The organism is Rhodococcus indonesiensis (genome assembly GCF_047782815.1).
GTDB lineage: Bacteria > Actinomycetota > Actinomycetes > Mycobacteriales > Mycobacteriaceae > Rhodococcus > Rhodococcus indonesiensis.
The window spans coordinates 1608874-1632686 of record NZ_CP180630.1 but is presented as its reverse complement, the minus strand read 5'-3'; the positions used below and the strand labels follow the sequence as shown (position 1 = coordinate 1632686).

The window sequence follows — 23813 nt, the reverse complement described above, 5'->3', positions numbered from 1 at the left end:
CCTGAGAATCCACCCGCCGTGCGCGCCTGCCTGCGACCGGACCCCGGCGACGATAACCTCACTGGGGTGCACACGAATGCCGAACGGATACTGGCTCACGTCGAGAACGTCACAGAGGACGAGAACCTCGCCACGGCGCGCGAACGTGCCCTCGATCTCGGGGCCGAGCCGATCCCGGCAGCGGTGGGTGCGGCTCTGGCGATGTTCACTCGCATGCTCGACGCCCGGACGGTCGTCGAGGTGGGCACCGGCGCCGGCGTCAGCGGGCTGTGGCTGCTCCGGGGCCTGCGCGAGGACGGCGTCCTCACCACCATCGACAGCGAGCCCGAACACCAGCGCGCCGCCAAAGCCGCGTTCCGAGAGTCCGGGGTCACGGCGTCGCGCACCCGGCTGATCAACGGGCGCGCGCTGGACGTGCTGCCCCGGCTGGCCGACTCCGCATACGACCTGGTGTTCGTCGACGCCACCCCCGCCGATCACCCGCACTACGTCCGGGAAGGGGTCCGGCTGCTGCGTCCCGGCGGGGCCATCGTGCTGCACCATGCGCTGCTCTGCGGCCGGGTGGCCGACCCCGGCGAACGCGACTCCGTCGTCCTGGCCGTCCGGGAGGCCACCCGGGCGGTGGTGACCGACGAGCGTCTCGCTCCGGTGCTGCTGCCGGTGGGCGACGGGCTGCTCTGCGCCGCCAAACTCTAGGCTCGGGCGCGGACCCCGGACGGATCCACACGGCCGGATCCCCCCGGCCGGACCCGCACGGTCAGATCCACACGCCCTTGCCGATGGCGACGACGCCGCCGCTGCTGACGGCGAAGCGCTGCCGGTCGCGTTCGAGGTCGACGCCGATGATCTCGCCGTCGCCGACGACGACGTTCTTGTCGAGGATCGCGCGCCGCACGACCGCCCCCTTGCCGATGCGCACCCCCGGCATCAGGACGCTGCCCTCGACGGTGGCGCCGTCCTCGATCATGACATTGGAACTGAGCACCGAGTTGCGGACGGTGGCGGCGGACAGGATGCTGCCGGATCCGACGATCGACTCCTGCGCGAGACCACCCTGGACGAACTTGGCCGGAGGCCACATCTCGGAGGCGCCGCGGATGGGCCAGCGCCGGTTGTAGAGGTTGAAGATCGGATGCACCGACACCAGGTCCATGTGCGCGTCGTAGAACGCGTCGAGGGTACCCACGTCGCGCCAGTATCCACGGTCACGTTCGGTGGCGCCCGGCACGACGTTGTCGTTGAAGTCGTAGACGTGGGCGGCGCCCTGGGCGACGAGGGCGGGGATGATGTCGCCGCCCATGTCGTGGTCGGAGTCCGGGTTCTCCGAGTCCGCCCGCAACGCCTCGACCAGCACCTTGGTGGTGAAGACGTAGTTACCCATCGAGGCGAAGGTGACGTTGGGATCGTCCGGGGTGCCGGGCGGGTGCGCGGGCTTCTCCAGGAACTGGGTGATGCGCCCCTGCTCGTCGCTGTCGATGCAGCCGAACGCGAACGCCTCGCTGCGCGGCACCCGGATACCGGCGACGGTGACCCCTGCGCCGGACTCGATGTGCTGGCGCACCATCTGCTCCGGATCCATCCGGTAGACGTGGTCGGCGCCGAACACCACGATGTACTCGGGATCCTCGTCGTAGACGAGGTTGAGCGACTGGAGGATGGCGTCGGCGCTGCCGGTGTACCAGCGCGGACCGAGACGCTGCTGTGCCGGCACCGGGGTGATGTACTCGCCGGTGAAGCCCGACAGCCGCCAGGTCTGGGAGATGTGCCGGTCCAGCGAGTGCGACTTGTACTGCGTCAGCACACAGATCCGCAGGAACCCGGCGTTGACCAGGTTGCTGAGCACGAAGTCGATCAGTCGGTAGGCACCGCCGAACGGTACCGCCGGTTTCGCGCGGTCCGCCGTCAGCGGATACAGGCGTTTGCCCTCGCCGCCGGCGAGCACGATTCCAAGCACATGGGGCTGGCTCCTCACACAGTCAACCTATCCGCCACCCCCCGCCGCCGCCAGCGAAGAGGCCCATCGGTGGCTGGAACGTCACGCGCCGGATAGTTTGATCCGGTGCGGGTGGCAATGATGACGCGGGAGTACCCGCCGGAGGTCTACGGTGGTGCCGGCGTGCACGTCACCGAACTGGTTGCGCAGTTGCGCCGGCTGTGCGAAGTCGACGTGCACTGCATGGGAGCGCCCCGGGAGGGCGTCTTCGTCCACGGCCCCGACCCCGCCCTGGCAGGCGCCAACCCGGCGCTGACGACGCTGTCGGCCGAGCTGCGGATGGCGCACGCCGCCGGCGACGCCGACGTCGTCCATTCGCACACCTGGTACACCGGCCTGGCGGGGCATCTCGCCGCCGAGCTGTACGACGTGCCGCACGTGCTGACGGCGCACTCGCTCGAGCCGCGCAGGCCGTGGAAGGCCGAGCAGCTGGGCGGGGGCTACCGCATCTCGTCGTGGTCCGAACGCAACGCCGTCGAACACGCGGACGCGGTCGTCGCGGTCAGCGCCGGGATGCGCCTCGACGTGCTGGACGCGTATCCGTTCGTGGACCCGGCGCGCGTGCATGTCGTGCGCAACGGCATCGACACCGGCGTGTGGCATCCGGGCCCGGCCGAATCGGGAGCGCCGTCCGCCCTGGAGAAGATCGGCGTCGATCCCGACCGGCCGATCGTCGCGTTCGTCGGGCGCATCACGCGCCAGAAGGGTGTCGGGCACCTGATCGCCGCCGCTCACGACGTCGATCCCGGGATCCAGCTGGTGCTGTGCGCCGGGGCCCCGGACACCCCGGAGATCGCCGCCGAAACCGAGCAGGCCGTGGCCGAACTCGAGCGCCGGCGCGGCAACGTCTTCTGGGTCCGGGAAATGCTTCCCACCGAATCCGTCCGTGAAATCCTTTCGGCCGCAAGAGTTTTCATATGCCCGTCGGTGTACGAGCCGCTGGGAATCGTCAACCTCGAGGCGATGGCCTGCGAGACCGCAGTCGTCGCCTCGGATGTCGGGGGCATTCCCGAGGTCGTCGAGGACGGGGTCACCGGTCGGCTGGTGCACTACAACTCCTACGAGCCGCGAGCGTACGAGCAGGCGCTGGCGGCGGCGATCAACGAGGTTGCCGGCGACGCCGCCCTCGCTGCCGAGATGGGCCGGGCCGGGCGGATGCGGGCGATCGCGGAGTTCTCCTGGGCACAGATCGCGCGGCAGACGCTCGCGGTCTACCAGGAGGTCGCAGCCGCGCGGCACTGAGCGCGGCACCGAGCACGGGTCAGTCGGAGCGGCGCTCCCACACGGTGACGGTCACCGAGGCGGTCACCGGGAACGGCTCCGGCAATCCCGCGACCAGTTCGGCCAGCCGTTCGGCCGTCAGGTGGTGTCCCGACGGCCCCATGCCGGCCAGCCGGCCCAGTGCCGGACGGTCGAGTTCCAAGGTGAACTGCACGTCGGCGCGGTCGAGCCGCTCGAACCCGCCGGACAGGGCCGCCCCGAGCCGCTCGGTCTTGCGTTCGTCCACCTGGACCATTCCCGGCAGCGTCACCAGTTGGCGCAGGTGAGCCGGAGTGGGAGCCGCGACGACGAGCACGCCGCCGGGGGCGAGAACGCGGTGCGTCTCGGCGGCGTTGCGGGGCGCGAAGACGGACAGCACGTGGGTGAGGACGCCGCTGCGGATCGGCAGTTGCCGCCACACGTCGGCGAGCACGGCCCCGACGCGGGGATGGCTGCGCGCGATGCGCCGCACCGCGGGTTTGGACACGTCGAGCCCGACGCCGCGGCTGTCCGGCAGCGCGTCGAGCACCGCTGCGAGGTACCTCCCGGTGCCCGCACCCACTTCGAGGACGCGGGCACCGTCGTCGCCGGTGGCGTGCTCGGCACAGGCCCGGGCGACGGCGCCGAGCAGCGGATCGTAGTGTCCGGCGTCGAGGAAGTCCGCGCGCGCGGCGATCATCTCCGCGGTGTCGCCGGTGAACCGCGTCGCGGCCCCGGTGAGGAGGCTGACATATCCCTGCCGCGCGACGTCGAAGCTGTGCCCGGCCTCGCACAGCAGGACGCCCTCGTCGAGGTCGAGCCCACGCTCGCACTGGGGGCAGGCGAGCAGGTCGGTCACCGCATCGAGCACGGGCAGTCCTTCCGAGAAACGCAGAGCACCGGAGTACGAACAGCAACGGGCCCCGCGCACCGTGGCGCGCGGGGCCCGGGGGAACCGGCGAAACGTCGCCGGCTGCCGACACCTAGCTGGTGACGCCCTTGAGCTCTTCGCCGAGCGCTGCAGCTTCCTCCGGCGTGAGTTCGACGACCAGACGTCCGCCACCCTCGAGTGGAACCCTCATGACGATTCCTCGTCCCTCTTTGGTTGCTTCGAGGGGACCGTCCCCGGTCCGGGGCTTCATGGCCGCCATCCTCTGCTCCCTCCAAATCTGCGCTCGACTCTTGCGCGCGTGGGTTACCGTGGGGGCCTCGCCGGAAATCGACGAGGCTCGTCACATCATTCTTCCCTATCCGGCCGACCGCCGGGTAGCTGACTCCGCCCTAATGTCGCCGGAAGCTGATCGAACGTCCGTATCGACCCAGCACTCGGCGAGATGGTCGTCGACCATGCCGGTGGCCTGCATGAGCGCATACGCCGTGGTAGGACCGACGAACGCGAAGCCGCGCCGCTTCAGTTCCCGAGCCATCGCCGTGGACTCCGGGGTCACCGCAGGTACCTCCGCCACCGAGCGCAGACGCCGGGCGCGCCGCGCCGGCGCGAACGACCACAGCAACGTGTCGAGGTCCGTGTCCCGCAGGTCGAGCACTGCCCGGGCGTTGGCGATCACCGCCTCGATCTTGCGCCGGTTCCGGACGATGCCGGCGTCACCGAGCAGGCGGTCGACGTCGACCCCGGTGTAGCCGGCGACCACGTCGACGTCGAATCCGGCGAACGCCGATCGGAATGCCTCCCGCTTCCGCAGGATCGTCAGCCACGACAGCCCCGACTGGAACGCCTCGAGGGCCAGGCGCTCGAACAACTCGTCGCGTCCGTGCAGCTCCCTGCCCCACTCCTCGTCGTGGTAGTCCCGGTACAGCGTGGACCCCGGCGGATCCACTGCCCACGGACAACGCACCCGATCCTCGCCCATCGCTACTCCCCCTCGTCCGAGCGGTCCCCCGCGGCCTCTGCCGCGACGGATGCGCCGGTCCGGCCGCTGTCCGCCTCGTCGCCGCCCGGAGCGTCCCCACCGGTGCTCTCGTACGCGGTGTCCTCGTATGCGGTGTCCTCGTATGCGGTGAGCCGGGCCCGCAGATCGTCGATCTCGTGCGCGAGCCGGTCGAGCGCCCAGTCCACCTCGGCGGTCTTGTAGCCCCGCAGCACCTGCTGGAAACGCAGTTCGCGGACGTCCGCGCCGGTCACGTCGGTGACCGGAAGCGCCGTCGCCGTGGCACCCGGTGGGATCGGCGCCAGGCTCTCGCCCCGACCGAACACCGCGCTCGCCACGAGGAACAGCACCGCGCCGACGACCACCACGACGAGCAGGTAGAGCAGAACCGTCAGCATGTACCGATCTTGGCACGGACCCCCGACACGACGGGGTGTCAGGTGACTGTGACGACCGGGGGCCGGTCCACCAAGCTGACCTCCGTGGTGACGGGGACGAACCCGTCACCGTCCACGAGGAACTGGGTCAGGCCCGCTCCCGAGTCGGGGATCCCGCAGCGGGCGAGCATGGTGCCGACGATCTGCCGGCTCATCACCCCCAGCTCCCCGAGCGGCCGGTTCCGGTGCTTGCGTACGCCGAGGTTGACCTGGGCGATCGCGTCGATGCCGAGCCGGTCGTAGGTGTCGAGCAGCAGCCCGATCTCGACGCCGTACCCGGGTGCGAACGGCACTGCCGACAGCAGTTCCCGGGTCCCGGCGTACTCACCGCCGAGGGGCTGCAGCACGCACGTCAGCTCCGGTCGCAGCGCCGCGAGCAGGGGCCGCGCCACCAGTTCGGTGACCCGTCCGCCCCCGTTGGCCTCCTCGGCGCCGCTGACCCGGAGCGGGCGACGGTAGTAGCCCTTGACCAGGTGGATGCCGTCGCCGGTGAGCAGTGGTCCGAGCAGCTTGGGGACGAACGCCGGATCGGGCTCGAGCAGATCCGAATCGACGAACGCGATCAGGTCGCCGGTGGTGGCCGCAACCGACCGCCACAGCACCTCACCCTTACCGGGCATGGGCGCCAGACCCGGGACCGCCTCTTCTCGCGACAGCACGCGTGCACCGGCGCTGCGGGCCCGCTCCGCCGTGCGGTCGGTGGACCCCGAGTCCAGCACGATCAGCTCGTCCACCAGCCCACCGAGCAGCGGATGGATGGTGTCCACCACCCCCGCCACGGTCGTCTCCTCATTGAGCGCGGGCAGCACCACCGATACGGTCCGGCCGCGCTTGGCGCGTTCCAGTTCGGCGATGCTCCAACCGGGCTCGTCCCAGCTGTTCGCCTCGGCCCAGGGCCGGTTGACCGCCGTGGCCCCGGCCCACGGCCGTGTAGTCGCCGTGCTCATGCCAGCCCCCTGACAGTGCGTGCCGGGGGCCGGGTTCCGGCGACGGCGGCCACCATGTCGACCACGCGCCGGGTCGCCGCCACCTCGTGCACCCGGAACATCCGCGCGCCTGCCGCGGCCGCAAGTGCTGTCGCTGCCAATGTGCCCTCCAACCGGTCGGCGAGTTCCACCCCCAGAGTCTCCCCGATGAAGTCCTTGTTGCTCAGCGCCATGAGCACCGGCCACCCGGTGTTTACGAGAACGTCCACGTGCCGCAACAACTCGAGGCCGTGAAAGGTGTTCTTGCCGAAATCGTGCGTCGGATCGATGAGGATGGAGTCGCCGGGCACTCCGGCCTTCGCGGCCCGCTCGGCCGCGGCGACGATCTCCCGGGTCACCTCGGCGACGACGTCGGTGTAGCGCACACGGTGCGGCCGGGTGCGCGGGGCTGCACCCCCGGTGTGCGAGCAGACGATGCCCGCGCCGAGTTCGGCGGCGACGGTCACCAGTTCCGGATCGGCACCCGCCCACGTGTCGTTGATCAGGTCCGCGCCCTCGGCGAGGGCGCGCCGCGCGACGTCGCTGCGCCAGGTGTCGACACTGACGAGCAGCCCGGGGTGCCGGGCTCGGATCGCCGCGACGAACGGCACCACCCGTCGCGTCTCCTCCTCTGCGTCGACCACCTCACCGGGGCCGGCCTTCACGCCGCCGATGTCGACGAGGTCCGCACCGTCGGCCACGGCCCGGTCCACGGCCGCCATCGCGGCCTCGTCGGTGAAGGTCGCACCCCGGTCGTAGAAGGAGTCCGGGGTGCGGTTGACGATCGCCATCACCAGGGCCCGGTCGGTGGCGACCGGGCGGCCGCAGAGGGTCGGCGAGACGGTGACGGAGGCGGTCATGGATCCATCCTGGCATGCACTCCGGCCGGCCGAATCCGAGCGGTGAACCGGAATCCGCCCACCGCACGGCGTGGGCGGATTCCGGACGCCCGCGCGAATCGGGGGTACGGCGGCGACGGAACTCAGCCGGCCGGCAGCTCGCCGCCGGCGACGGACTCGACGTAGCCGTCGTATGCGGGCCGGTAGCCCTCGTCCCGCCCGGTGAGCACGTACACCGGATCGTCCCCGGTGTCGGTGTAGCCCTGCTTGCGCAGGTCCACCTTGCGGCTCTTGAACGTCGAGGTGTGCTCGAGTTCGTCGACGACCCGGACGAACAGCGGCACCGCGTACGACGGCAGCGTCCGGTACAGCTGTGCCGCGACCGCGGCACCGTCGAACTCGGCGCCGTCGTGGAGCGTGACCGCGGCCATCCCGGCCCGGCCGTCGGTGCCGGGGATCTCGACCCCGTAGACCACCGCCTGCGAGATCGACTCGCTCGCCGACACGGCCGCCTCGACCTCGGTGGTGGCGACGTTCTCGCCCTTCCACCGGAAGGTGTCGCCGAGACGGTCGACGAACGCGACGTGCATGAAGCCCTGACTGCGAACGAGATCGCCGGTGTCGAACCAGGTGTCGCCGTCCTCGAAGCCGTCGCGGACCAGCTTGGACTCGCTCGCTTCCGGATCGGTGTAACCGTCGAACGGGGCACGGTCGGTGACCTTCGCCAGCAGCAGGCCCACCTCGCCGCGGCCGACCCGGCGCAGCCGTCCGTCCGGTCCGCGCAGGGCCTTGCCGGTCTCGTGGTCGTAGTCGACCACGGCGTACGGCAGGGGGCAGACACCCGCAGTGCGCGGCTGGTTCAGGGCGTTGACGAACGCGATGTTGCACTCGCTCGCGCCGTAGAACTCGGCGACGCGGGCGATGCCGAACCGCTCGGTGAACTCGGTCCAGATCTCGGCGCGCAGTCCGTTGCCGACCATCAGCCGGATGCCGTGATCGCGGTCGTCGGGCGACGGCGGCTGGTTCAGCAGGTAGCGGCAGATCTCCCCGATGTAGACGAACGCCGTCGCGTCGTTGCGTTTCGCGTCGGCCCAGAAACCGGTGGCGGAGAACTTGCGGCCGAGCGCGAACGTGGCTCCGGCTGCGAGCACCGACGACAGCGAGACGGTGAGGGCGTTGTTGTGGTAGAGCGGCAGGCAGCAGTACAGGGTGTCGTCGCGGCGCAGCCGGACACCGAGGCTGCCCAGGCCGGACATGGACTTCAGCCAGCGGTAGTGGGTCATCCGGCTGGCCTTGGGCATGCCCGTGGTGCCCGAGGTGAAGATGAAGAAGGCGGTCTCCTTCGCCTGCAGGCGCTCGGTGACGGCGGGGTTCGCGGAGTCGGCCGCGACGGCGAGGTCGTCGAGTTCGCCGACGCGCAGCACCTTTCCGGCCGGTGGCGGCCCGTCGAGGGACTCCAGGGCATCCTCGCACTCTTCGCCGACCACGAGTACCCGGCTGTCGAGCAGGCCGAGGCTGTGCGCGAGAACCTCCCCGCGCTGATGGTGATTGAGCATGCCCGCCGCGGCGCCCAGCTTGACCGTGGCGAGCGCGACGAGCAGCGCCTCCGGGCGGTTCTTCATCAGCACGCCGACGACGTCGCCGGTGCGCACGCCCTGGGCGGTGAGGACGGCCGCGTAGCGGTTGACCTGCGCGTTGGCGTCGCCGTAGCTGAGGGCGTCGCCCTCGAAGCGCAGGAACGACCGGTCCGGGTTCCGCTCGGCGAGGCGTTGGAACACCGACCCGATCGTCTCGCGCGCCTCCGGGCGCCGGGTCAGGCCCACCGCGCCGCGCAGCAGGCTCGGTACGTCGGGCAGCATTCGCGGGAGCTGGGTGGCGAGACCCACCAGGGAGATGGTCGAACCGGACTCGGGCATGGCATCCTTCGTGGCGGTGGACAACAACTTACTGCAGAGTAAGCAACCTCGGCGCGATGCGGAAGCCCCTCACCCGGCGCACCGGTCGAGCGCGTCCTCGATGTCCTCGGTGAGCTGCAGGCCGTCGAGAGCGCGGCGGTTGACGAAGCCGGTCGGCACCATCGCCTCGAGCCAGTCCAGCAGCCCGCGGTAGTGCCCCACCGGATCGAGCAACACCACCGGCTTGGCGTGCATACCCAGATAGCCGGCCGTCCATGTCTCGAACAGTTCCTCGAGGGTGCCGATCCCGCCGGGCAGCGCGACGAACGCGTCGGCCCGCTCCTCCATCACCTGCTTCCGCTGGCGCATCGTGTCGGTGACGATCAGCTCGTCCGCGTCGACGTCGGCGACCTCACGGTGCACCAGCGCCTTGGGGATCACGCCGACGGTGTGTCCGCCCGCGGCCCGGGTGGCCTCCGCCACCGCGCCCATCATCGACACGTTGCCGCCGCCGGAGACCAGCTGCCAGCCGCGCCGTCCGATGGCGGTCCCCACCGCCGCCGCCAACTCGAGGTAGGAGTCCCCGACGGGACCGGAGGCACAGTAGACGCACACCGCCCGCGCCTCGACCGCGCGCTCGCCCCCGACACCCTCCGCCGGACCGAACCGACTCACCACGACCCGCCCTCCCCGTACAGCGCCGACTCGTCCTGGCCGCGGTGGGCGTCGACGACGATCTGCACCGCCTCCTCGACACTGTCGGTCAGATACAGCAGGTCGAGGTCGCCCGGCGAGATCCGCCCCTCGCCGATCATCGACTGCCGGATCCACTCGAGCAGCCCCGCCCAGTAGTGCGTCCCGAGCAGCACGATCGGGAACCGGGTGATCTTGTGGGTCTGGACCAGCGTGAGCGCCTCGAACAGCTCGTCGAGCGTTCCGAATCCGCCGGGCAGACAGACGAAGGCCTGGGAGTACTTCACGAACATCGTCTTGCGGGCGAAGAAGTAGCGGAAGTTCAGTCCGAGGTCGACCCACTCGTTGAGGGCCTGCTCGAACGGCAGTTCGATGCCCAGGCCGATGGAGAATCCCCCCGACTCGCTCGCCCCGCGGTTGGCGGCCTCCATCGCCCCCGGCCCACCACCGGTGACCACCGCATAGCCGGCCGCGGCCAGGGCGGCCCCGAGGGCGCGTCCGGTGGCGTACTCGGGATGGTCGGCGGGGGTGCGGGCCGAGCCGAACACCGCCACCGCACGGGGCACCTCGGCCAGCGCCCCGAAGCCCTCGACGAACTCGCTCTGGATGCGCAGCACCCGCCACGGATCGGTGTGCACCCAGTCGGACGGGCCCCGGCGATCGAGCAGCCGCTGATCCATCGTCGTGGTCTCGGCCACCCGGTCACGGCGCAGCTGGACGGGACCGCGGTGCACCACGTCGGCACTCGCACGGTCGCGGGATCCGGGGTCGGTGTCGCGCGCCATGCGCTCAGATTAGGGGATGCGGCAGGCCGCGCCTGCCGATCCGGCGCCGTGCGCGTCAGCCGGCGAGGTACCTGCGCAGCGTGTCGGCGACCTCGGTGATCTGCCCCACGGGCACGTGCTCGTCCCGGGTGTGCGCGAGATTCGGATCGCCGGGGCCGTAGTTGACCGCCGGGATCCCCAGCGCGGCGAAGCGCGCGACGTCCGTCCACCCGTACTTGGCCCGGAACCGGCCGCCGGCCGCGGCGACGAGGTCCGCTGCGGTGGGATGGGCCAGGCCGGGCAGCGCGCCGGGCGAGCTGTCGGTGAGCTCGAGGGTGACGTCGAGACCGTCGAACACCTCCCGTACGTGCGCGAGCGCCTGCTCGACCGTGCGGTCGGGCGCGAACCGGAAGTTGACGTCGAGGTCCGCGGCGTCGGGCACCACATTGCCCGCGACGCCGCCGGAGATCCGCACCGCGGACAGGCCCTCGCGGTAGACGCAGCCGTCGATGTCCACCGACCGCGGTTCGTAGGCCGCGAGCCGGTCGAGCACCGGGGCCAGCCGATGGATCGCATTGTCCCCCAGCCAGGACCGCGCCGAATGCGCGCGCGTCCCGCTCGCCGTGATCTGCACCCGCAGGGTGCCCTGGCAGCCCGCCTCGATCTGGCCGGCCGTCGGCTCGCCGAGGATCGCCACGTCCGCGTCCAGCCAGTCCCGCAGGTCCCGCTCGATCCGACCGAGACCGTTGTGCACCGCAGCGATCTCCTCGCAGTCGTAGAACACCAGAGTCAGATCGTGCGCCGGCTCGGCGATCGTGGCGGCCAGGTGCAGGAACACCGCGTCGCCCGACTTCATGTCGGCCGTGCCGCACCCGTACAGCAACTCCCCCTCGCGCCGCGACGGCACGTTGTCCGCGATGGGCACGGTGTCGAGGTGCCCGGCCAGCAGCACCCGGCTCGGCCGCCCGAGGCGGGTGCGGGCGAGAACCGCATTGCCGCTGCGGACGATCTCGAAGCCGGTGGTCTGGGTGCGCAGTGCTTGTTCGACGGACTCGGCGATCGCCGCCTCGTCCCGGGAGACGCTGGGAATGTCCACGAGGGCAGCGGTCAGCTCGATCGGATCGGCATGCAGGTCCAGGTGCGGTGCAGACATGCAAGAACAATACGTGGGGCGATTTCCCAGGCCGTCCGCGAGAACGACGCGGCCTCGCGTACGCTTCTCGACCGTGAGTGCACAGGGAGCATCAGCAGTAGGCATCGCCAACATCGCGGCGGACGGCACCGTTCTCGACACCTGGTACCCGGCCCCCGAGCTCGGCGAATTCACCGAGACGGGCACGTCCCGGCTCGAGGGCACGGACATCCCCTCCGACTTCGCATTGCTCGTCGGCCCCGACGAGGCACGTGAGGTCGAGCAGGTCGCGGTCCGCACGACGATCGCCGACCTGTCCCGGCCGCCGGCCGACACGCACGATGCCTACCTGCGGCTCCACCTGCTGTCGCACCGCCTCGTCCGGCCGCACGGCACCAACCTCGACGGTGTGTTCGGTCTGCTCGCCAATGTCGTGTGGACCAACTACGGCCCGTGCGCCGTGGACACCTTCGAGCTGGTGCGCTCACGCCTGCGTATCCGTGGGCCCGTGACCGTGTACGGCGTCGACAAGTTCCCCCGCATGGTCGACTACGTCGTGCCGTCCGGGGTGCGCATCGCCGACGCCGACCGCGTCCGTCTCGGTGCGCACCTGGCGTCCGGCACCACCGTCATGCACGAGGGCTTCGTGAACTTCAACGCGGGCACGCTCGGCAACTCGATGGTCGAGGGCCGTATCTCCGCCGGGGTCGTCGTCGACGACGGCTCCGACATCGGTGGGGGTGCGTCGATCATGGGCACCCTGTCCGGCGGCGGCAAGGAGGTCATCGCCATCGGCAAGCGGTGCCTGCTCGGCGCCAACGCCGGTGTGGGCATCTCCCTCGGCGACGACTGCATCGTCGAGGCCGGCCTGTACGTCACTGCCGGCACGAAGGTCACCGGTCCCGACGGCACCGTCGTCAAGGCCAAGGACCTCAACGGCCGTTCCAACCTGATGCTGCGCCGCAACTCGGTCAGCGGCGCCGTCGAGGTGGTCCCCACCAAGGGCACCGGCGTCGAACTGAACGCGGCGCTGCACGCCAACGACTGAGCCAGAGAAACCGATCGTGTCGAAAACCGAGCACACTCTCACCGAAGCCGACCAGCTCGAGCACGGGCTCAAGGTCCGGCACCTGACGATGATGGGACTCGGTTCCGCGATCGGCGCAGGCCTGTTCCTCGGGTCCGGCGTCGGCATCGCCGCCGCCGGACCCGCGGTGATCGTCTCCTACGTCCTCGCCGGCATCATGATCGTCTTCGTGATGCGCATGCTGGGCGAGATGGGGGCGGCCCTTCCGGCCAGCGGATCCTTCTCCCACTACGCCCGCATCGGCATCGGCGAATGGGCCGGATTCACGATGGGCTGGCTCTACTGGTTCATGCTGATCATGGTCCTGGGCGTGGAGATCACCGGCGCCTCGGCGATCGTGAGCAGCTGGCTGCCGGGTGTGCCGCAATGGGTCGTGGCCCTGGTGTTCGTCACGTTCTTCGCGGTGGTGAACCTCGCGAAGGTCGCCAACTTCGGCGAGTTCGAGTTCTGGTTCGCGGCGCTGAAGGTCGCGGTCATCGTCGCCTTCCTCGTCATCGGAGTGCTGCTGGTGTTCGGCCTGTTGCCGGACACCGAGCCGGTGGGACTGACCCACCTGCTCGGCGACGGTGACGGATTCGCCCCCAACGGCCTCGCCGGCATCGCCGCCGGCCTGCTGGCCGTCGCCTTCGCCTTCGGCGGCATCGAGATCGTCACCATCGCCGCGGCCGAGTCGCGCGATCCCGAGCGGTCCATCGCGACCGCGGTGCGCACCGTCGTGTGGCGTATCAGCCTGTTCTACCTCGGCTCGATCTCGATCATGGTGCTGGTGCTGCCGTGGACGTCCGCGAGCGGTGAGACCTCGCCGTTCGTCAGTGTCCTCGACATCGCCGGCCTGCCGTACGTGTCGGGTTTCATGGAACTCGTCGTGGTGATCGCGCTGCTGTCGGCCTTCAACGCCAACGTCTACGGCACCTCACGCATGGCCTACTCCCTCGCCCGGGGCGGCGACGGTCCGGCCGTGCTCGCGCAGATCTCCCGCACAGGCGTCCCCCGCAACGCCGTGCTGCTGTCCGTGTTCTTCGGGTTCGTCTCGGTCCTGCTGAACTGGTGGCTGCCCGAGGACATCCTCGGCATCCTGCTCAACGCGGTCGGCTCCGCCCTGCTGGCGATCTGGATCTTCGTCGTCGTCTCGCACCTGCGGCTGCGGCCGACCCTGGAGCAGGAGGGCCGCCTCACCGTCCGGATGTGGGCGTTCCCCTATCTGAGCTGGCTCACCCTCGGCATGCTCGGCGCGTTCATCGCGCTCATGTTGTTCGACCCTGCCGCCCGGATCCAGCTCGCCTCGACGGCTGTGCTGTTCCTGTTCATCGCTGCGATGTCGCAACTGTGGCAGCGCCGGTCCCGCGCGAGAGTGCAGTAGTCCGGAATCACTCGGGCGATCTCAGCGCTCGCCCCGGTCGGCGAGCGCATTGACGAAGACGTTCGCGATGTCCGCGGGGTCTCGGGCGACGTAGCTCGAGCCGCCGGTCACCCGGGAGATCTCGGCGAGGGTCCGGGCGTCCGCGTCCTCCGTGATGCCGATCGTCACGACGATCACCGGCCGTGCCGGATCCTGCTCGCGCGCGAGGATTTCGAGGAGCTGCGCCTCGGAGATGCTGTCGGGGTCCTCGTTCGCACCGTCGGTGAGGACGATGACACTGTTGACCGCGCGGGGGTCGTAACTCCGCTGGACGGCACGGAACGCCGCGAGAGTCGTGTCGTACAGGCCGGTGCCGCCGCCGACCAGACCGGGCACCTTCTCCGCCTGGTCCGCCATCACCTGCCGCTGGGTGCGCCCGTCGACATCGGTGTCGTACCGCCGGATCGGTACCAGCTCGACGTAGTCCTGGCCGTCCCCGCCGAGGTTCTGCGAGAAGGCCCACAGTCCCGCCGAGACACTGTCGGGGAACATCGCGTTGCCCGCGAGGGCGGCCCGCACCGTCAGGTCCATCCGGGTGCCGTCGCCGGCCGGGAACCGCATCGAACCGGACACGTCGACCGCGACGAGCGTGCGGATCGGCAGTGCCAGCAACGACCAGGCGCCGAGCGCCTCCTCCGCCATCGCCTCGTCCCGCAGCGACAGCAGCGGCACGCCTCCGATGCCGCGTCCTTCCGGGAGCGGCTCGCCGTCGGGTCCGCGGAATCCCTCGTCGTGGAGCACTTCCAGGGCGTCCTGCGTACCCAGCACGTCGACCAGTGCCCGGGCGGCGTCCGTCGCGCGATGGTGCCGGTCGGGGGCGGGCGACGTCACCACGACCGGGTACTCGAGCAGGATGCTGCCGTTGGCCGGTACCCGGGTCTCGAGAGCGGACTCGTTCGCCGCCGAGAACGCCAGCACCTGCTGTTCGGTGGAGATTCCGACACCGTCGTCGGCGCCGACCGCGGTCAGCAGGTCCGTACCGCTGGGTGCTTCCTCGGTGCGGCTGCTCTCCGTCTGGGCCAGGGGCACCATGGCGGTGCGCACCGTGCCGACCGCGACGGGATCGTCCTGGGTCTCGGCCAGCGCCGCCCGGATCGGGGCGGTGGCCACCCCGGTTCGGAGCGGATTGCCCAGCACCAGATCGGGGATCGCCAGGGCGGCCCGCCAGGTGGGCACCTCCGGAACCTTCCCGGGTGCTCCCACGAGGACCGCGGGGGTGCTCGCGACCGCGCCCGCGATCATCTGCACCGGTCCGGCGGCGGTCGGTGCCGCACGGCTCGCCCACCAGCGGGCGTCCGGAATCCACAGGTCGGGCGCGTCGATTCCCTTGCCGAGCAGCCCGGCGACGTCGCCCGGTTCGGCAGTGTCGACCGTGAACTCGTAGCACCGCGTGTCCGCGCGCCCCGACAGGACGGAACTCACGGCCGGTTCGATGCTCGGGGCGACGGCGAGGCTGTACTGCTCGACGGTGTCGCATCCGCCGGCCAGAGCACGGACGACGCCGACACCGGCCGCTGTGAGCGCCACCACCGCCACACCGACGAGTACGACTACCCGGGTCGATCGGCCGTCACGTGTCGTCCGCGCACTGTGGCGGCCTCCTGCCATATGGTCCTCCCCTGCCGGTGCGGGGCCGCGTGGCACACACCGTCGTCATGATCTGCGCCACATCGTAACGGTCCGGTCTCACAAGCCGTCCCCAGGTGAGCCGCCGGTGTCCGCTCCGGCCTGGAGCCGGCGCGCGACGAGGGCGGCGTGCAGATGGCGCAGCCCGGAGGGGACGGTCGGGTCGAAGCCGGTGAGCTGCGCGACGCGCTTGAGCCGGTAGTCCACGGTGTTGGCGTGCACGTGCAGGCTCCGGGCGGTGCGCTGGCGGCTCAGTTCGTGGTCGATGTGGGTTTCGAGGGTTTCCACCAGCTCCGGCGCGTGGGTCAGCGGATCGAGCACCCGTACGAGATGCTCACGGGCCGGCCCGGGCCGGGTCAGCTGGTATTCGAAGGCCAGGTCCTGCATCCGGTACACGCCTGCGGGCCTGCGCAGGTGACCGACCAGTTCGAGCAGTTCGTGCGCCTGGTGGGCCGCGGCGGGAATGCCCGGGACGTCGGACTCGACGAGCGACACCGTCACCGGCACCCCGGCGGCGCGGGCAACCCGCTCGTAGAGCGCGGTGCGGATGTGCTCGGCCGGGGTGTCGCCGAGCAGCACGGTGCCGCCCTCGGGTCCGAGCATGGTCAGCTGCCGGCCGTCGCACACCCGGTCCAGCTCGGTCTCGAGCCGCCGCAGGGTGCGCCGGGCGACAACCTCCGGCCGCACGTGCGGGTTGCGCTCGTCCGGGTGCCGGCCCAGCCGCACCCCGAGGATCGTGTACCGGTCGGCCAGCTCGAGCCCGGACCGGCGCGCGACGGCGGCGGCGTCCTGCCCGCCGAGCAGGGCGGTCACGAGTTCCTGGGCCGCGACGTCGCGGTTGCGGCGCATCGCCTCGAGCTCGGCGACGAACCCGGTGGTGGCGGCGACGGTGACGTGTTCGAGCAGCGCCATCCACAGCCGCGACGCCGTGGCGACCGATTCGACGTCGCCCTCCCGGGCCCGGGCGGTGACGAGTTCCCAGCCGAGCCGGATGCCCTCGTGGTAGATCCGCAGCATGTACTCCAGCCGGAATCCCGCGCGCGCCCACTGGGCGGCGCTGCTGCGCAGCTCCGCCAGATCGGCGTCGGTCGGCAGCTCGCCCGTGTCCAGCACCTGGATCGCCAGGCGCAGGCACCGGACGGTGATCTCCGTGACGTCGCCGCGCAGGGTGTCGCCCGGCTCCAGGGCACACGGCGCGACGTTGTCCGCGAAGTGCGCGACCAGTTTGCGGGCGACCGCGCGCAGGTCTCGCAGCGGGACCGAGGCGGGCCTTCCGTCGACGACGAATGCCACCCCCGACCTGGAACCGAATTCGGACACCGACATTCCGCAGAACCCCCATGACTCCGGAAAGAGAACGACCTTACTCTGCCGTAGGAAGGTACGTGTCCTGCGCGAATCGGACAAGGCCCGCGGCGACGTGGCTCACACTCGGAGCCGTTGTCGGGGCTCGGGTCAGGTCAGCAGCTGCTTCTTCTGGACCTTGCCCATCGCGTTGCGCGGGAGGGTGTCCACCACCCGCACCTCGCGCGGCCGCTTGTGCACGGAGAGCTGCCGGGCCACGAGCTCGATCAGCGCGGCCGGGTCGACAGCGGGGCCGCCCGGTGCGGGCACCACGAAGGCGACGATGCGCTGGCCCAGGTCGTCGTCGGGGACTCCCACCACCGCGACCTCCCGCACGGACGGATCGCCGAGCAGCACGGTTTCGATCTCGCCGGCCCCGACCCGGAACCCGCCGGACTTGATGAGGTCCGTCGATTCGCGGCCGACGATGCGGTGGAACCCACCTGCGTCGATCGCCGCGACGTCACCGGTGACGAACCAGCCGTCCGGGGTCCACGCCGCGGCGGTGGCGTCGGGACGGTTGAGGTAGCCGTCGAACAGCATCGGTCCGCGCACCTGCAGTCCGCCGATGCTCTCGCCGTCGTGGGGGACGTCGTTGCCGTGCTCGTCGCGCAGCCGGGTCTCGACACCGCGCACCGGGGTACCCACCCATCCGGGACGGCGTTCCCCGTCGACCCGGGTGCTCAGCGTCAGCATCGTCTCGCTCATCCCGTACCGCTCGATCGGCGTGAGTCCCGTCAGCTCGCGCAGACGCTCGAACACGGGGACGGGCAGCGGCGCGCTGCCGGACACCAGCAGCCGCGCGCCGCTGAGGGCCTTCGCTGACTCCTCGTCCTCGACCACGCGCGACCACACCGTGGGCACCCCGAAGTACAGGGTGCCGTGGGCCTGCGCGTACGCCTCCGGGGTGGGCCTGCCGGTGTGGACGAGCCGGCTGCCGACGCGCAACGGACCGAGCACTCCGAGGATCAGGCCGTGCACGTGGAACAGGGGCAGACCGTGCACCAGGGTGTCGCGTTCGGTCCAGTCCCATGCCTCGGCCAGGGCATCGATTCCGGCGGCGATCGCGCGGCGGCTCAGCAGCACGCCCTTCGGTGCTCCGGTGGTGCCGGAGGTGTAGAGCACGAACGCCGTGCGGGACGGGTCGGGTTCCGGGTGGCTGTGCCAGTCGCGGGCGTGCAGCCGCACCGGCACCACGGGAAGGCCGGGCTCGTCCGGCGCGTCCCCGAGCCACGCCTGCGCGCCCGAGTCGCGCAGGATGTGCTCGCGTTCCGCGGGACCGGAGTCCGGTGGCACCGGGACGACGGTGACCCCGGCCAGCAGGCAGCCCACCACCGCGACCACCGTGGTCGCCGTCGGCGCGGCGAGCACCGCGAGGCGCTGGGCTCCGCCGATGCGGCGGGCGAGGGCGCCGGCCGCGCCGAGGATGTCACTGCGCGAGAGCGTGTGCCCGTCGATGCGGACGGCGTCGGACACGTCGTCGCCGCGCGCGACGGCCAGAGGGTTGAGGGAACGAAGCAGCGAAGACACGTCGGTCAGGATCGCACAACCGCCGAGAGGGCGGCGCGGCGCGGCGGCGCCACCGTCCCGAGCACCGCACCGAGCAGCGCACCGACGAGGACGGCCACACCGTGCCCGTCACCGGCCATCACCAGCACCGCGCCGGCGAGGCAGCTGCCGACGGCGGCGGCGAGCACGGCTCCGCGGGCACCGACCGCCAGCCACAGGCCCGCGATCGATCCGGCGACCGCGAACGACGCACCGGAGCTGCCCGCCCCGGTCGACGGGGAGACGAATGCGGTGAACAGCCCGAACAGCAGCTGGCTCACCACGAACAACCCGATCGTCCGGCCCGGTCCCCACACCCGCACCGCGACGGTCGCGACGACGGCGAGGAGGAGCAGGCTGACGACGGTGACGAGCACGCCGCCGTCCTGCACGAGCACCGAGGTCAGCACCCGCCACCATTCGTCCTCGGCGCGGATCCGCAGCGGGTCACGGCCGAACGTTCCGAGCAGCGACGGCACGGCCAGGCGCAGCAGTGACGGGACCGCGACGACGAGCCACAGCACGAGCGCCGTCACCGGCGGTGGCCACAGCAGCCGTCCCGGCGGCACCGCGAGTCGGCGCTGGGCGAGCAGCACCGCGAGCGCCGCGACGAGGACGAGCAGGAGCACCGAACCGGGGTCGGCGTCGGAGGTGCTCACGGGCGTCAATGTACCTGCGGACGTACCCGGCGTCCGGTTCCGGCGACGGTGGGTCCGCTCTCCCGGCGCGGGGTCGTCAATCCCGGGACACCACCGAGCGCAGGAAGAACTTCAGGTTCGAGGGCCGCTCCGCGAGCCGCCGCATCAGGTACCCGTACCACTGCGCCCCGTAGGGGACGTACACCCGCATGCGGTACCCGGCGTCGGCGAGCCGGCGCTGTTCGAGGTCGCGGATCCCGTACAGCATCTGATGCTCGAATCCGTCGGGGCCGCGGGCGTGCTCGGCGGCGAGCGGGTCCACGGCCGCCACGATCGCCGGGTCGTGCGACGCCACCATCGGATAGCCCTGCCCGGCCATGAGCACCCGCAGGCAGCGCAGGTAGGAGGCGTCGACCTCGGCGGCATCCTGGTACGCCACCGACGCCGGTTCGCGGTAGGCACCCTTGCACAGCCGCACCCGCGACGCCGGGCCGGACAGCTCCCGGCAGTCCGCCTCGGTGCGGTGCAGGTAGGCCTGCAGCACGGCACCCACCCACGGGTAGTCCTCCCGCAGCCGCCGCACGATCGACAGGGTGGCGTCGGTGGTGGTGTGGTCCTCGGCGTCGACGGTGACCCACACCCCGGCCTCGGCGGCGGCCGCGCAGATCTGCCGGGCGTGCCCGAGCGCGACGGCGGGACCTTCGGCGCCGAGCGCCAGGCCCAAGGCGGTGAGCTTGACCGACACCTCCACCGCCGGCACCGGCGCGCCGGATCCGGCCGACGGGGCCAGGTCGGCGATCAGCGCCTCGTATTCCGCGACGATCGCCCGGGCCTGGGCGCGATCGGTGGTGTCCTCGCCGAGGTGGTCGATGCTGACCGAACGACCCGTGTCGAGCAGGGCTTTCGTCGCGGCCAAGGCGTCGGCGCGAGTGTCGCCGGCGACGAACCGGTCAACGAGCCGACGGGTCGGCGGCGCCCCGGTGATCAGCGCCCGGACGCGCGACGACTTGGCAGCCGCGAGGATCACCGGCCGCAGCGGGTTCGACGCCAGCCGCGGCAACGCCCGCGACGGCACGGGCGGCGACGGCACCGGTTTCGCCGAGACCACGGACCTCACCCGCCCTTCATGTGGGGGTACCGGTAGTCGGTGGGCGGCACGAACGTCTCCTTGATCGTCCGCGCGGACACCCAGCGCAGCAGGTTCAACGGCGAACCCGCCTTGTCGTCGGTGCCGGACGCCCGTCCCCCGCCGAAGGGCTGCTGCCCCACGACCGCGCCGGTGGGTTTGTCGTTGACGTAGAAGTTGCCCGCCGCGAACCGCAGCGCGGCGGTGGCCTCCTCGACCGCCGCACGGTCCTCGGCGATCACCGAACCGGTGAGCGCGTAGGGGGCGCCCCGGTCGACGAGGTCGAGCACGCGCCCCCACGCGTCCGGCTCCGCGTCGTCGTAGACGTACACGCTCAGCACCGGACCGAAGTACTCCGTGCACATCGACTCGTCACCCGGATCGTCGGTGAGCAGGACGGTGGGCCGCACGAACCAGCCGACCCACTGGTCGTACCCACCGCCCACGGCGATCTCGATCGACTCGCGGTCGCGGGCCCGCTCGAGGGCGCCGACGACCTTCTCGTAGGCGGTCCGGTCGATCAGGGCGCCACCGAAGTTCGACAGATCGGTCACGTCGCCGTAGGTCAGGCTCTCGACCTCGTCGAGGAACTCGGTGCGCATGCGCCGCCACAGGGAGCGGGGCACGAACGCCCGCGAGGCCGCCGAGCACTTCTGACCCTGGTATTCGAAGGCTCCCCGGATCAGGGCGGTGGACAGCACGCCCGGATCGGCCGACGGATGCGCGAGGACGAAGTCCTTGCCGCCCGTCTCCCCCACCAGCCGCGGATACGTGCGGTAGCCGTCGATACGGGATCCGACCTCCCGCCACAGGTGCTGGAACGTCCGGGTCGATCCGGTGAAGTGGATACCGGCGAGGCGCCGGTCACGCAGGAGCACCTCCGACGCGACCCGGCCGTCCCCGGTGATCAGGTTGATCACGCCGGGCGGCATCCCCGCCGCCTCGAGCAGGCGCATCGTCCAGTACGCCGCCAGGGACTGCGTCGGTGCGGGCTTCCAGACCACGGTGTTGCCCAGCAGCGCCGGAGCCGTGGGCAGGTTCCCGGCAATCGCGGTGAAGTTGAACGGGGTGATCGCATACACGAAACCCTCGAGCGGCCGGTAGTCCATCCGGTTCCACACACCGGGTGACGAAGAGGGCTGATCGGCGAGCAGTGTGCGGGCGAAGTGCACGTTGAACCGCCAGAAGTCGACGAGTTCGCACGGCGCGTCGATCTCCGCCTGCTGCACCGACTTGGACTGGCCGAGCATGGTCGCGGCCGCGAGGGTCTCACGCCACGGCCCGGCGAGCAGATCGGCGGCCCGCAACAGGACGGCCGCGCGGGCATCGAACGACATCTCCCGCCACGCAGGGGCCGCGGCCGTCGCCGCCTCGACGGCCGCCGTCGCGTCCGCGGGGGTGGCGTTGCGCAGCGTGCCGAGCACCGCACGATGGTTGTGGGGCTGCACGATGTCGAAGCGATCGCCCTCACCGTGCACGTGCTCGCCGCCGACGACGTGCGAGACGTCCACCGGTTCGGCCGCGAGCTCCTTGAGCTTGGCGGTGATCCGCTCCCGCTCCGGGCTGCCGGGGGCGTAGGTGTGGACCGGCTCGTTGGCCGGCGCAGGAACTGCAGTGACGGCGTCCATGGGGCCTCCCTGGGCCCAGGGTAGCGCCGAACTCCGCCCCGCATACGGCAATCCTGCTCGGGCAACAGCGCTTCCGCTGCTCGGCGGTGGTGGGTCCACCGCCGAGCACGGCTCACGCCAGTCGTCGTGCGGCGGCGGTGATCCGCTCGTCGGAGGCGGTCAGCGCGATCCGCACGTGCTGGACGCCCCCGGGACCGTAGAACTCACCGGGTGCCACGAGGATCCCGCGTTCGGCGAACCAGTCGACCGTCGCGCGGCACTCCTCGCCCCGGCCCGCCCACAGGTAGAGGCCGGCCTCGGAATGGTCGACGGTGAACCCGGCACCGCGGACGGCCGCGAGCAGGATCTCGCGGCGCGCGCGGTACAGCTCGCGTTGCGCGTTCTCGTGCGCGTCGTCGTTCAGGGCGGCGGTCATCGCCGACTGGATCGGCAGCGGCACCATCATTCCCGCGTGCTTGCGCACCTCGAGCAGGTCGGCGACGAGTCCGGCGTCGCCGGTGACGAAGCCGGCCCGGTAGCTGGCCAGGTTGGACGTCTTCGACAGCGAGTGCACGGCGAGCAGGTTGGTGTGGTCGCCGTCGCACACGCTCGGGTGCAGGACGGACAGCGCCTCACCCTCCCAGGTCAGGCCCAGGTAGCACTCGTCGGAGACGACGATCGCGTCGCGGCTGCGGGCCCAGTCCACCACCTTGCGCAGGTGTTCGAGGCCGAGCACCTTGCCCGTGGGGTTCGACGGCGAGTTCACGAACACCAGCGCCGCGCCCTCGGGTCCCAGCCGGTTGAGCCCGTCGGCACGGATGATCCGGGTGCCCGCGAGCAGTGCGCCCACCTCGTACGTCGGGTACGCCAGCTCGGGGATCACCACGAGGTCGCTGCCGCCGAGGCCGAGGAGGCTCGGCAGCCAGGCGATCATCTCCTTGGTGCCGACGGCCGGCAGGATCGCGGACTCGTCGATGCCGGTGACGCCGTAGCGGCGGGCCAGCGCACCGACGGCGGCGGCCCGCAGCTCGTCGGTGCCGTGCGTGGTCGGGTAGCCGGGCACCTCGGCGACGGCGAGCAGCGCGTCACGGATGATCGGCGCGACCGGATCGACGGGCGTACCCACCGAGAGGTTGACGATGCCGTCCGGGTGCGCGGCCGCCTTCTCCTTCGCGGCGGTCAGCGAGTCCCACGGAAAGTCCGGCAGGCTCGCGGCCACCGAACGACGAGTGCGCGTCACGGTACCGCCGATCACTATTCCTCGCCCATGGGCGGCAGCGCCTTCACGAACGGCGGGTCGTAGTCGACCTTGCCGAGCTTGGCGGCACCGCCCGGGGACCCGAGATCGTCGAAGAAGTCGACGTTGGCCTTGACGTACGCGTTCCACTCGTCCGGCACGTCGTCCTCGTAGAAGATCGCCTCGACGGGGCACACCGGCTCGCAGGCACCGCAGTCCACGCACTCGTCCGGATGGATGTACAGCATGCGACCGCCCTCGTAGATGCAGTCCACCGGGCATTCTTCGATGCACGCCTTGTCCAACACGTCCACGCACGGTTCCGCAATCGTGTACGTCACTGGTGTTCTCCCTG

23 protein-coding genes are annotated in these 23813 nt (G+C 71.2%); 4 read left to right on the top strand and 19 right to left on the bottom strand.

The genetic code is table 11. From position 1 onward, the window contains the following. Positions 1 to 66 precede the first annotated feature (66 nt). Positions 67 to 696 carry an O-methyltransferase gene (locus ACM26Y_RS07755; protein WP_003936088.1) on the top strand — a complete coding sequence of 210 codons (630 nt, stop codon included), beginning with the start codon at positions 67 to 69 and terminating at the stop codon, positions 694 to 696. 61 nt (positions 697 to 757) lie between these two features. Here ACM26Y_RS07755 and glgC read toward each other — a convergent pair whose 3' ends face one another. After that, positions 758 to 1972: a glucose-1-phosphate adenylyltransferase gene (glgC, locus tag ACM26Y_RS07750; protein ID WP_003936087.1), complete on the bottom strand. Its 1215-nt coding sequence runs from the start codon at positions 1970 to 1972 to the stop codon at positions 758 to 760. Between the two features lie 87 nt (positions 1973 to 2059). Between glgC and glgA the strand changes: the two genes are divergently transcribed. After that, positions 2060 to 3235: a glycogen synthase gene (glgA, locus tag ACM26Y_RS07745; RefSeq protein WP_416063091.1), complete on the top strand. Its 1176-nt coding sequence runs from the start codon at positions 2060 to 2062 to the stop codon at positions 3233 to 3235. Between the two features lie 19 nt (positions 3236 to 3254). Here glgA and ACM26Y_RS07740 read toward each other — a convergent pair whose 3' ends face one another. The 10 genes from ACM26Y_RS07740 to dapE form a co-directional block, all read right to left on the bottom strand. Then, a complete protein-coding gene (locus tag ACM26Y_RS07740; RefSeq protein WP_416063090.1) occupies positions 3255 to 4103 on the bottom strand; it encodes a putative RNA methyltransferase in 849 nt (282 codons plus the stop codon). A gap of 112 nt (positions 4104 to 4215) precedes the next feature. Then, on the bottom strand, positions 4216 to 4383 hold the full coding sequence (locus ACM26Y_RS07735) for a DUF3117 domain-containing protein (protein ID WP_003936084.1): 168 nt from the start codon (positions 4381 to 4383) through the stop codon (positions 4216 to 4218). 96 nt (positions 4384 to 4479) lie between these two features. Next, a complete protein-coding gene (locus ACM26Y_RS07730) occupies positions 4480 to 5103 on the bottom strand; it encodes a DNA-3-methyladenine glycosylase I (protein ID WP_416063089.1) in 624 nt (207 codons plus the stop codon). A gap of 2 nt (positions 5104 to 5105) precedes the next feature. Further along, the gene (locus ACM26Y_RS07725; protein ID WP_416063088.1) at positions 5106 to 5519 is read right to left on the bottom strand and encodes a DivIVA domain-containing protein; all 414 of its coding nucleotides are present in this window, start codon (positions 5517 to 5519) and stop codon (positions 5106 to 5108) included. A gap of 38 nt (positions 5520 to 5557) precedes the next feature. Then, complete coding sequence (locus ACM26Y_RS07720) at positions 5558 to 6505, bottom strand: glucosyl-3-phosphoglycerate synthase (RefSeq protein ID WP_416063087.1); 948 nt, start codon at positions 6503 to 6505, stop codon at positions 5558 to 5560. Continuing rightward, positions 6502 to 7383, bottom strand: coding sequence for a dihydropteroate synthase (gene folP / locus ACM26Y_RS07715; RefSeq protein WP_003936080.1), 882 nt, complete (start codon positions 7381 to 7383; stop codon positions 6502 to 6504). Before folP ends, ACM26Y_RS07720 begins: the two co-directional genes overlap by 4 nt. A gap of 122 nt (positions 7384 to 7505) precedes the next feature. After that, complete coding sequence (locus ACM26Y_RS07710) at positions 7506 to 9278, bottom strand: long-chain-acyl-CoA synthetase (RefSeq protein WP_416063086.1); 1773 nt, start codon at positions 9276 to 9278, stop codon at positions 7506 to 7508. Positions 9279 to 9347: 69 nt separating this feature from the next. Then, on the bottom strand, positions 9348 to 9935 hold the full coding sequence (locus ACM26Y_RS07705; RefSeq protein ID WP_003936078.1) for a TIGR00730 family Rossman fold protein: 588 nt from the start codon (positions 9933 to 9935) through the stop codon (positions 9348 to 9350). Continuing rightward, positions 9929 to 10735, bottom strand: coding sequence for a TIGR00730 family Rossman fold protein (locus ACM26Y_RS07700; protein ID WP_003936077.1), 807 nt, complete (start codon positions 10733 to 10735; stop codon positions 9929 to 9931). The genes ACM26Y_RS07705 and ACM26Y_RS07700 overlap by 7 nt, the downstream gene beginning before the upstream one ends. A gap of 55 nt (positions 10736 to 10790) precedes the next feature. Continuing rightward, complete coding sequence (gene dapE, locus ACM26Y_RS07695) at positions 10791 to 11867, bottom strand: succinyl-diaminopimelate desuccinylase (RefSeq protein ID WP_054372291.1); 1077 nt, start codon at positions 11865 to 11867, stop codon at positions 10791 to 10793. Between the two features lie 73 nt (positions 11868 to 11940). Between dapE and dapD the strand changes: the two genes are divergently transcribed. Both dapD and ACM26Y_RS07685 read left to right on the top strand, forming a co-directional pair. Further along, positions 11941 to 12894, top strand: a complete 954-nt coding sequence (dapD, locus tag ACM26Y_RS07690; RefSeq protein ID WP_003936075.1) for a 2,3,4,5-tetrahydropyridine-2,6-dicarboxylate N-succinyltransferase — start codon at positions 11941 to 11943, stop codon at positions 12892 to 12894. 16 nt (positions 12895 to 12910) lie between these two features. Next, positions 12911 to 14293 carry an amino acid permease gene (locus ACM26Y_RS07685; protein ID WP_416063085.1) on the top strand — a complete coding sequence of 461 codons (1383 nt, stop codon included), beginning with the start codon at positions 12911 to 12913 and terminating at the stop codon, positions 14291 to 14293. A 21-nt stretch (positions 14294 to 14314) separates the two neighbouring features. On the opposite strand, the gene ACM26Y_RS07680 is transcribed toward ACM26Y_RS07685, so the two are convergent. The 8 genes from ACM26Y_RS07680 to fdxA form a co-directional block, all read right to left on the bottom strand. Next, the gene (locus ACM26Y_RS07680; RefSeq protein WP_416063633.1) at positions 14315 to 15868 is read right to left on the bottom strand and encodes a substrate-binding domain-containing protein; all 1554 of its coding nucleotides are present in this window, start codon (positions 15866 to 15868) and stop codon (positions 14315 to 14317) included. Positions 15869 to 16018: 150 nt separating this feature from the next. Then, on the bottom strand, positions 16019 to 17284 hold the full coding sequence (locus tag ACM26Y_RS07675) for a PucR family transcriptional regulator (RefSeq protein WP_289379544.1): 1266 nt from the start codon (positions 17282 to 17284) through the stop codon (positions 16019 to 16021). 129 nt (positions 17285 to 17413) lie between these two features. After that, positions 17414 to 18832, bottom strand: a complete 1419-nt coding sequence (locus ACM26Y_RS07670; protein WP_416063084.1) for an acyl-CoA synthetase — start codon at positions 18830 to 18832, stop codon at positions 17414 to 17416. A 5-nt stretch (positions 18833 to 18837) separates the two neighbouring features. Further along, positions 18838 to 19509, bottom strand: a complete 672-nt coding sequence (locus ACM26Y_RS07665; RefSeq protein ID WP_416063083.1) for a rhomboid family intramembrane serine protease — start codon at positions 19507 to 19509, stop codon at positions 18838 to 18840. Positions 19510 to 19585: 76 nt separating this feature from the next. Continuing rightward, positions 19586 to 20596: a proline dehydrogenase family protein gene (locus tag ACM26Y_RS07660; RefSeq protein WP_416063632.1), complete on the bottom strand. Its 1011-nt coding sequence runs from the start codon at positions 20594 to 20596 to the stop codon at positions 19586 to 19588. Between the two features lie 5 nt (positions 20597 to 20601). Beyond that, the gene (gene pruA / locus ACM26Y_RS07655) at positions 20602 to 22242 is read right to left on the bottom strand and encodes an L-glutamate gamma-semialdehyde dehydrogenase (protein ID WP_416063082.1); all 1641 of its coding nucleotides are present in this window, start codon (positions 22240 to 22242) and stop codon (positions 20602 to 20604) included. 112 nt (positions 22243 to 22354) lie between these two features. Further along, positions 22355 to 23476: a succinyldiaminopimelate transaminase gene (gene dapC / locus ACM26Y_RS07650; protein WP_416063081.1), complete on the bottom strand. Its 1122-nt coding sequence runs from the start codon at positions 23474 to 23476 to the stop codon at positions 22355 to 22357. Then, the gene (gene fdxA, locus ACM26Y_RS07645; protein ID WP_003936066.1) at positions 23476 to 23799 is read right to left on the bottom strand and encodes a ferredoxin; all 324 of its coding nucleotides are present in this window, start codon (positions 23797 to 23799) and stop codon (positions 23476 to 23478) included. Before fdxA ends, dapC begins: the two co-directional genes overlap by 1 nt. Positions 23800 to 23813 lie beyond the last annotated feature (14 nt).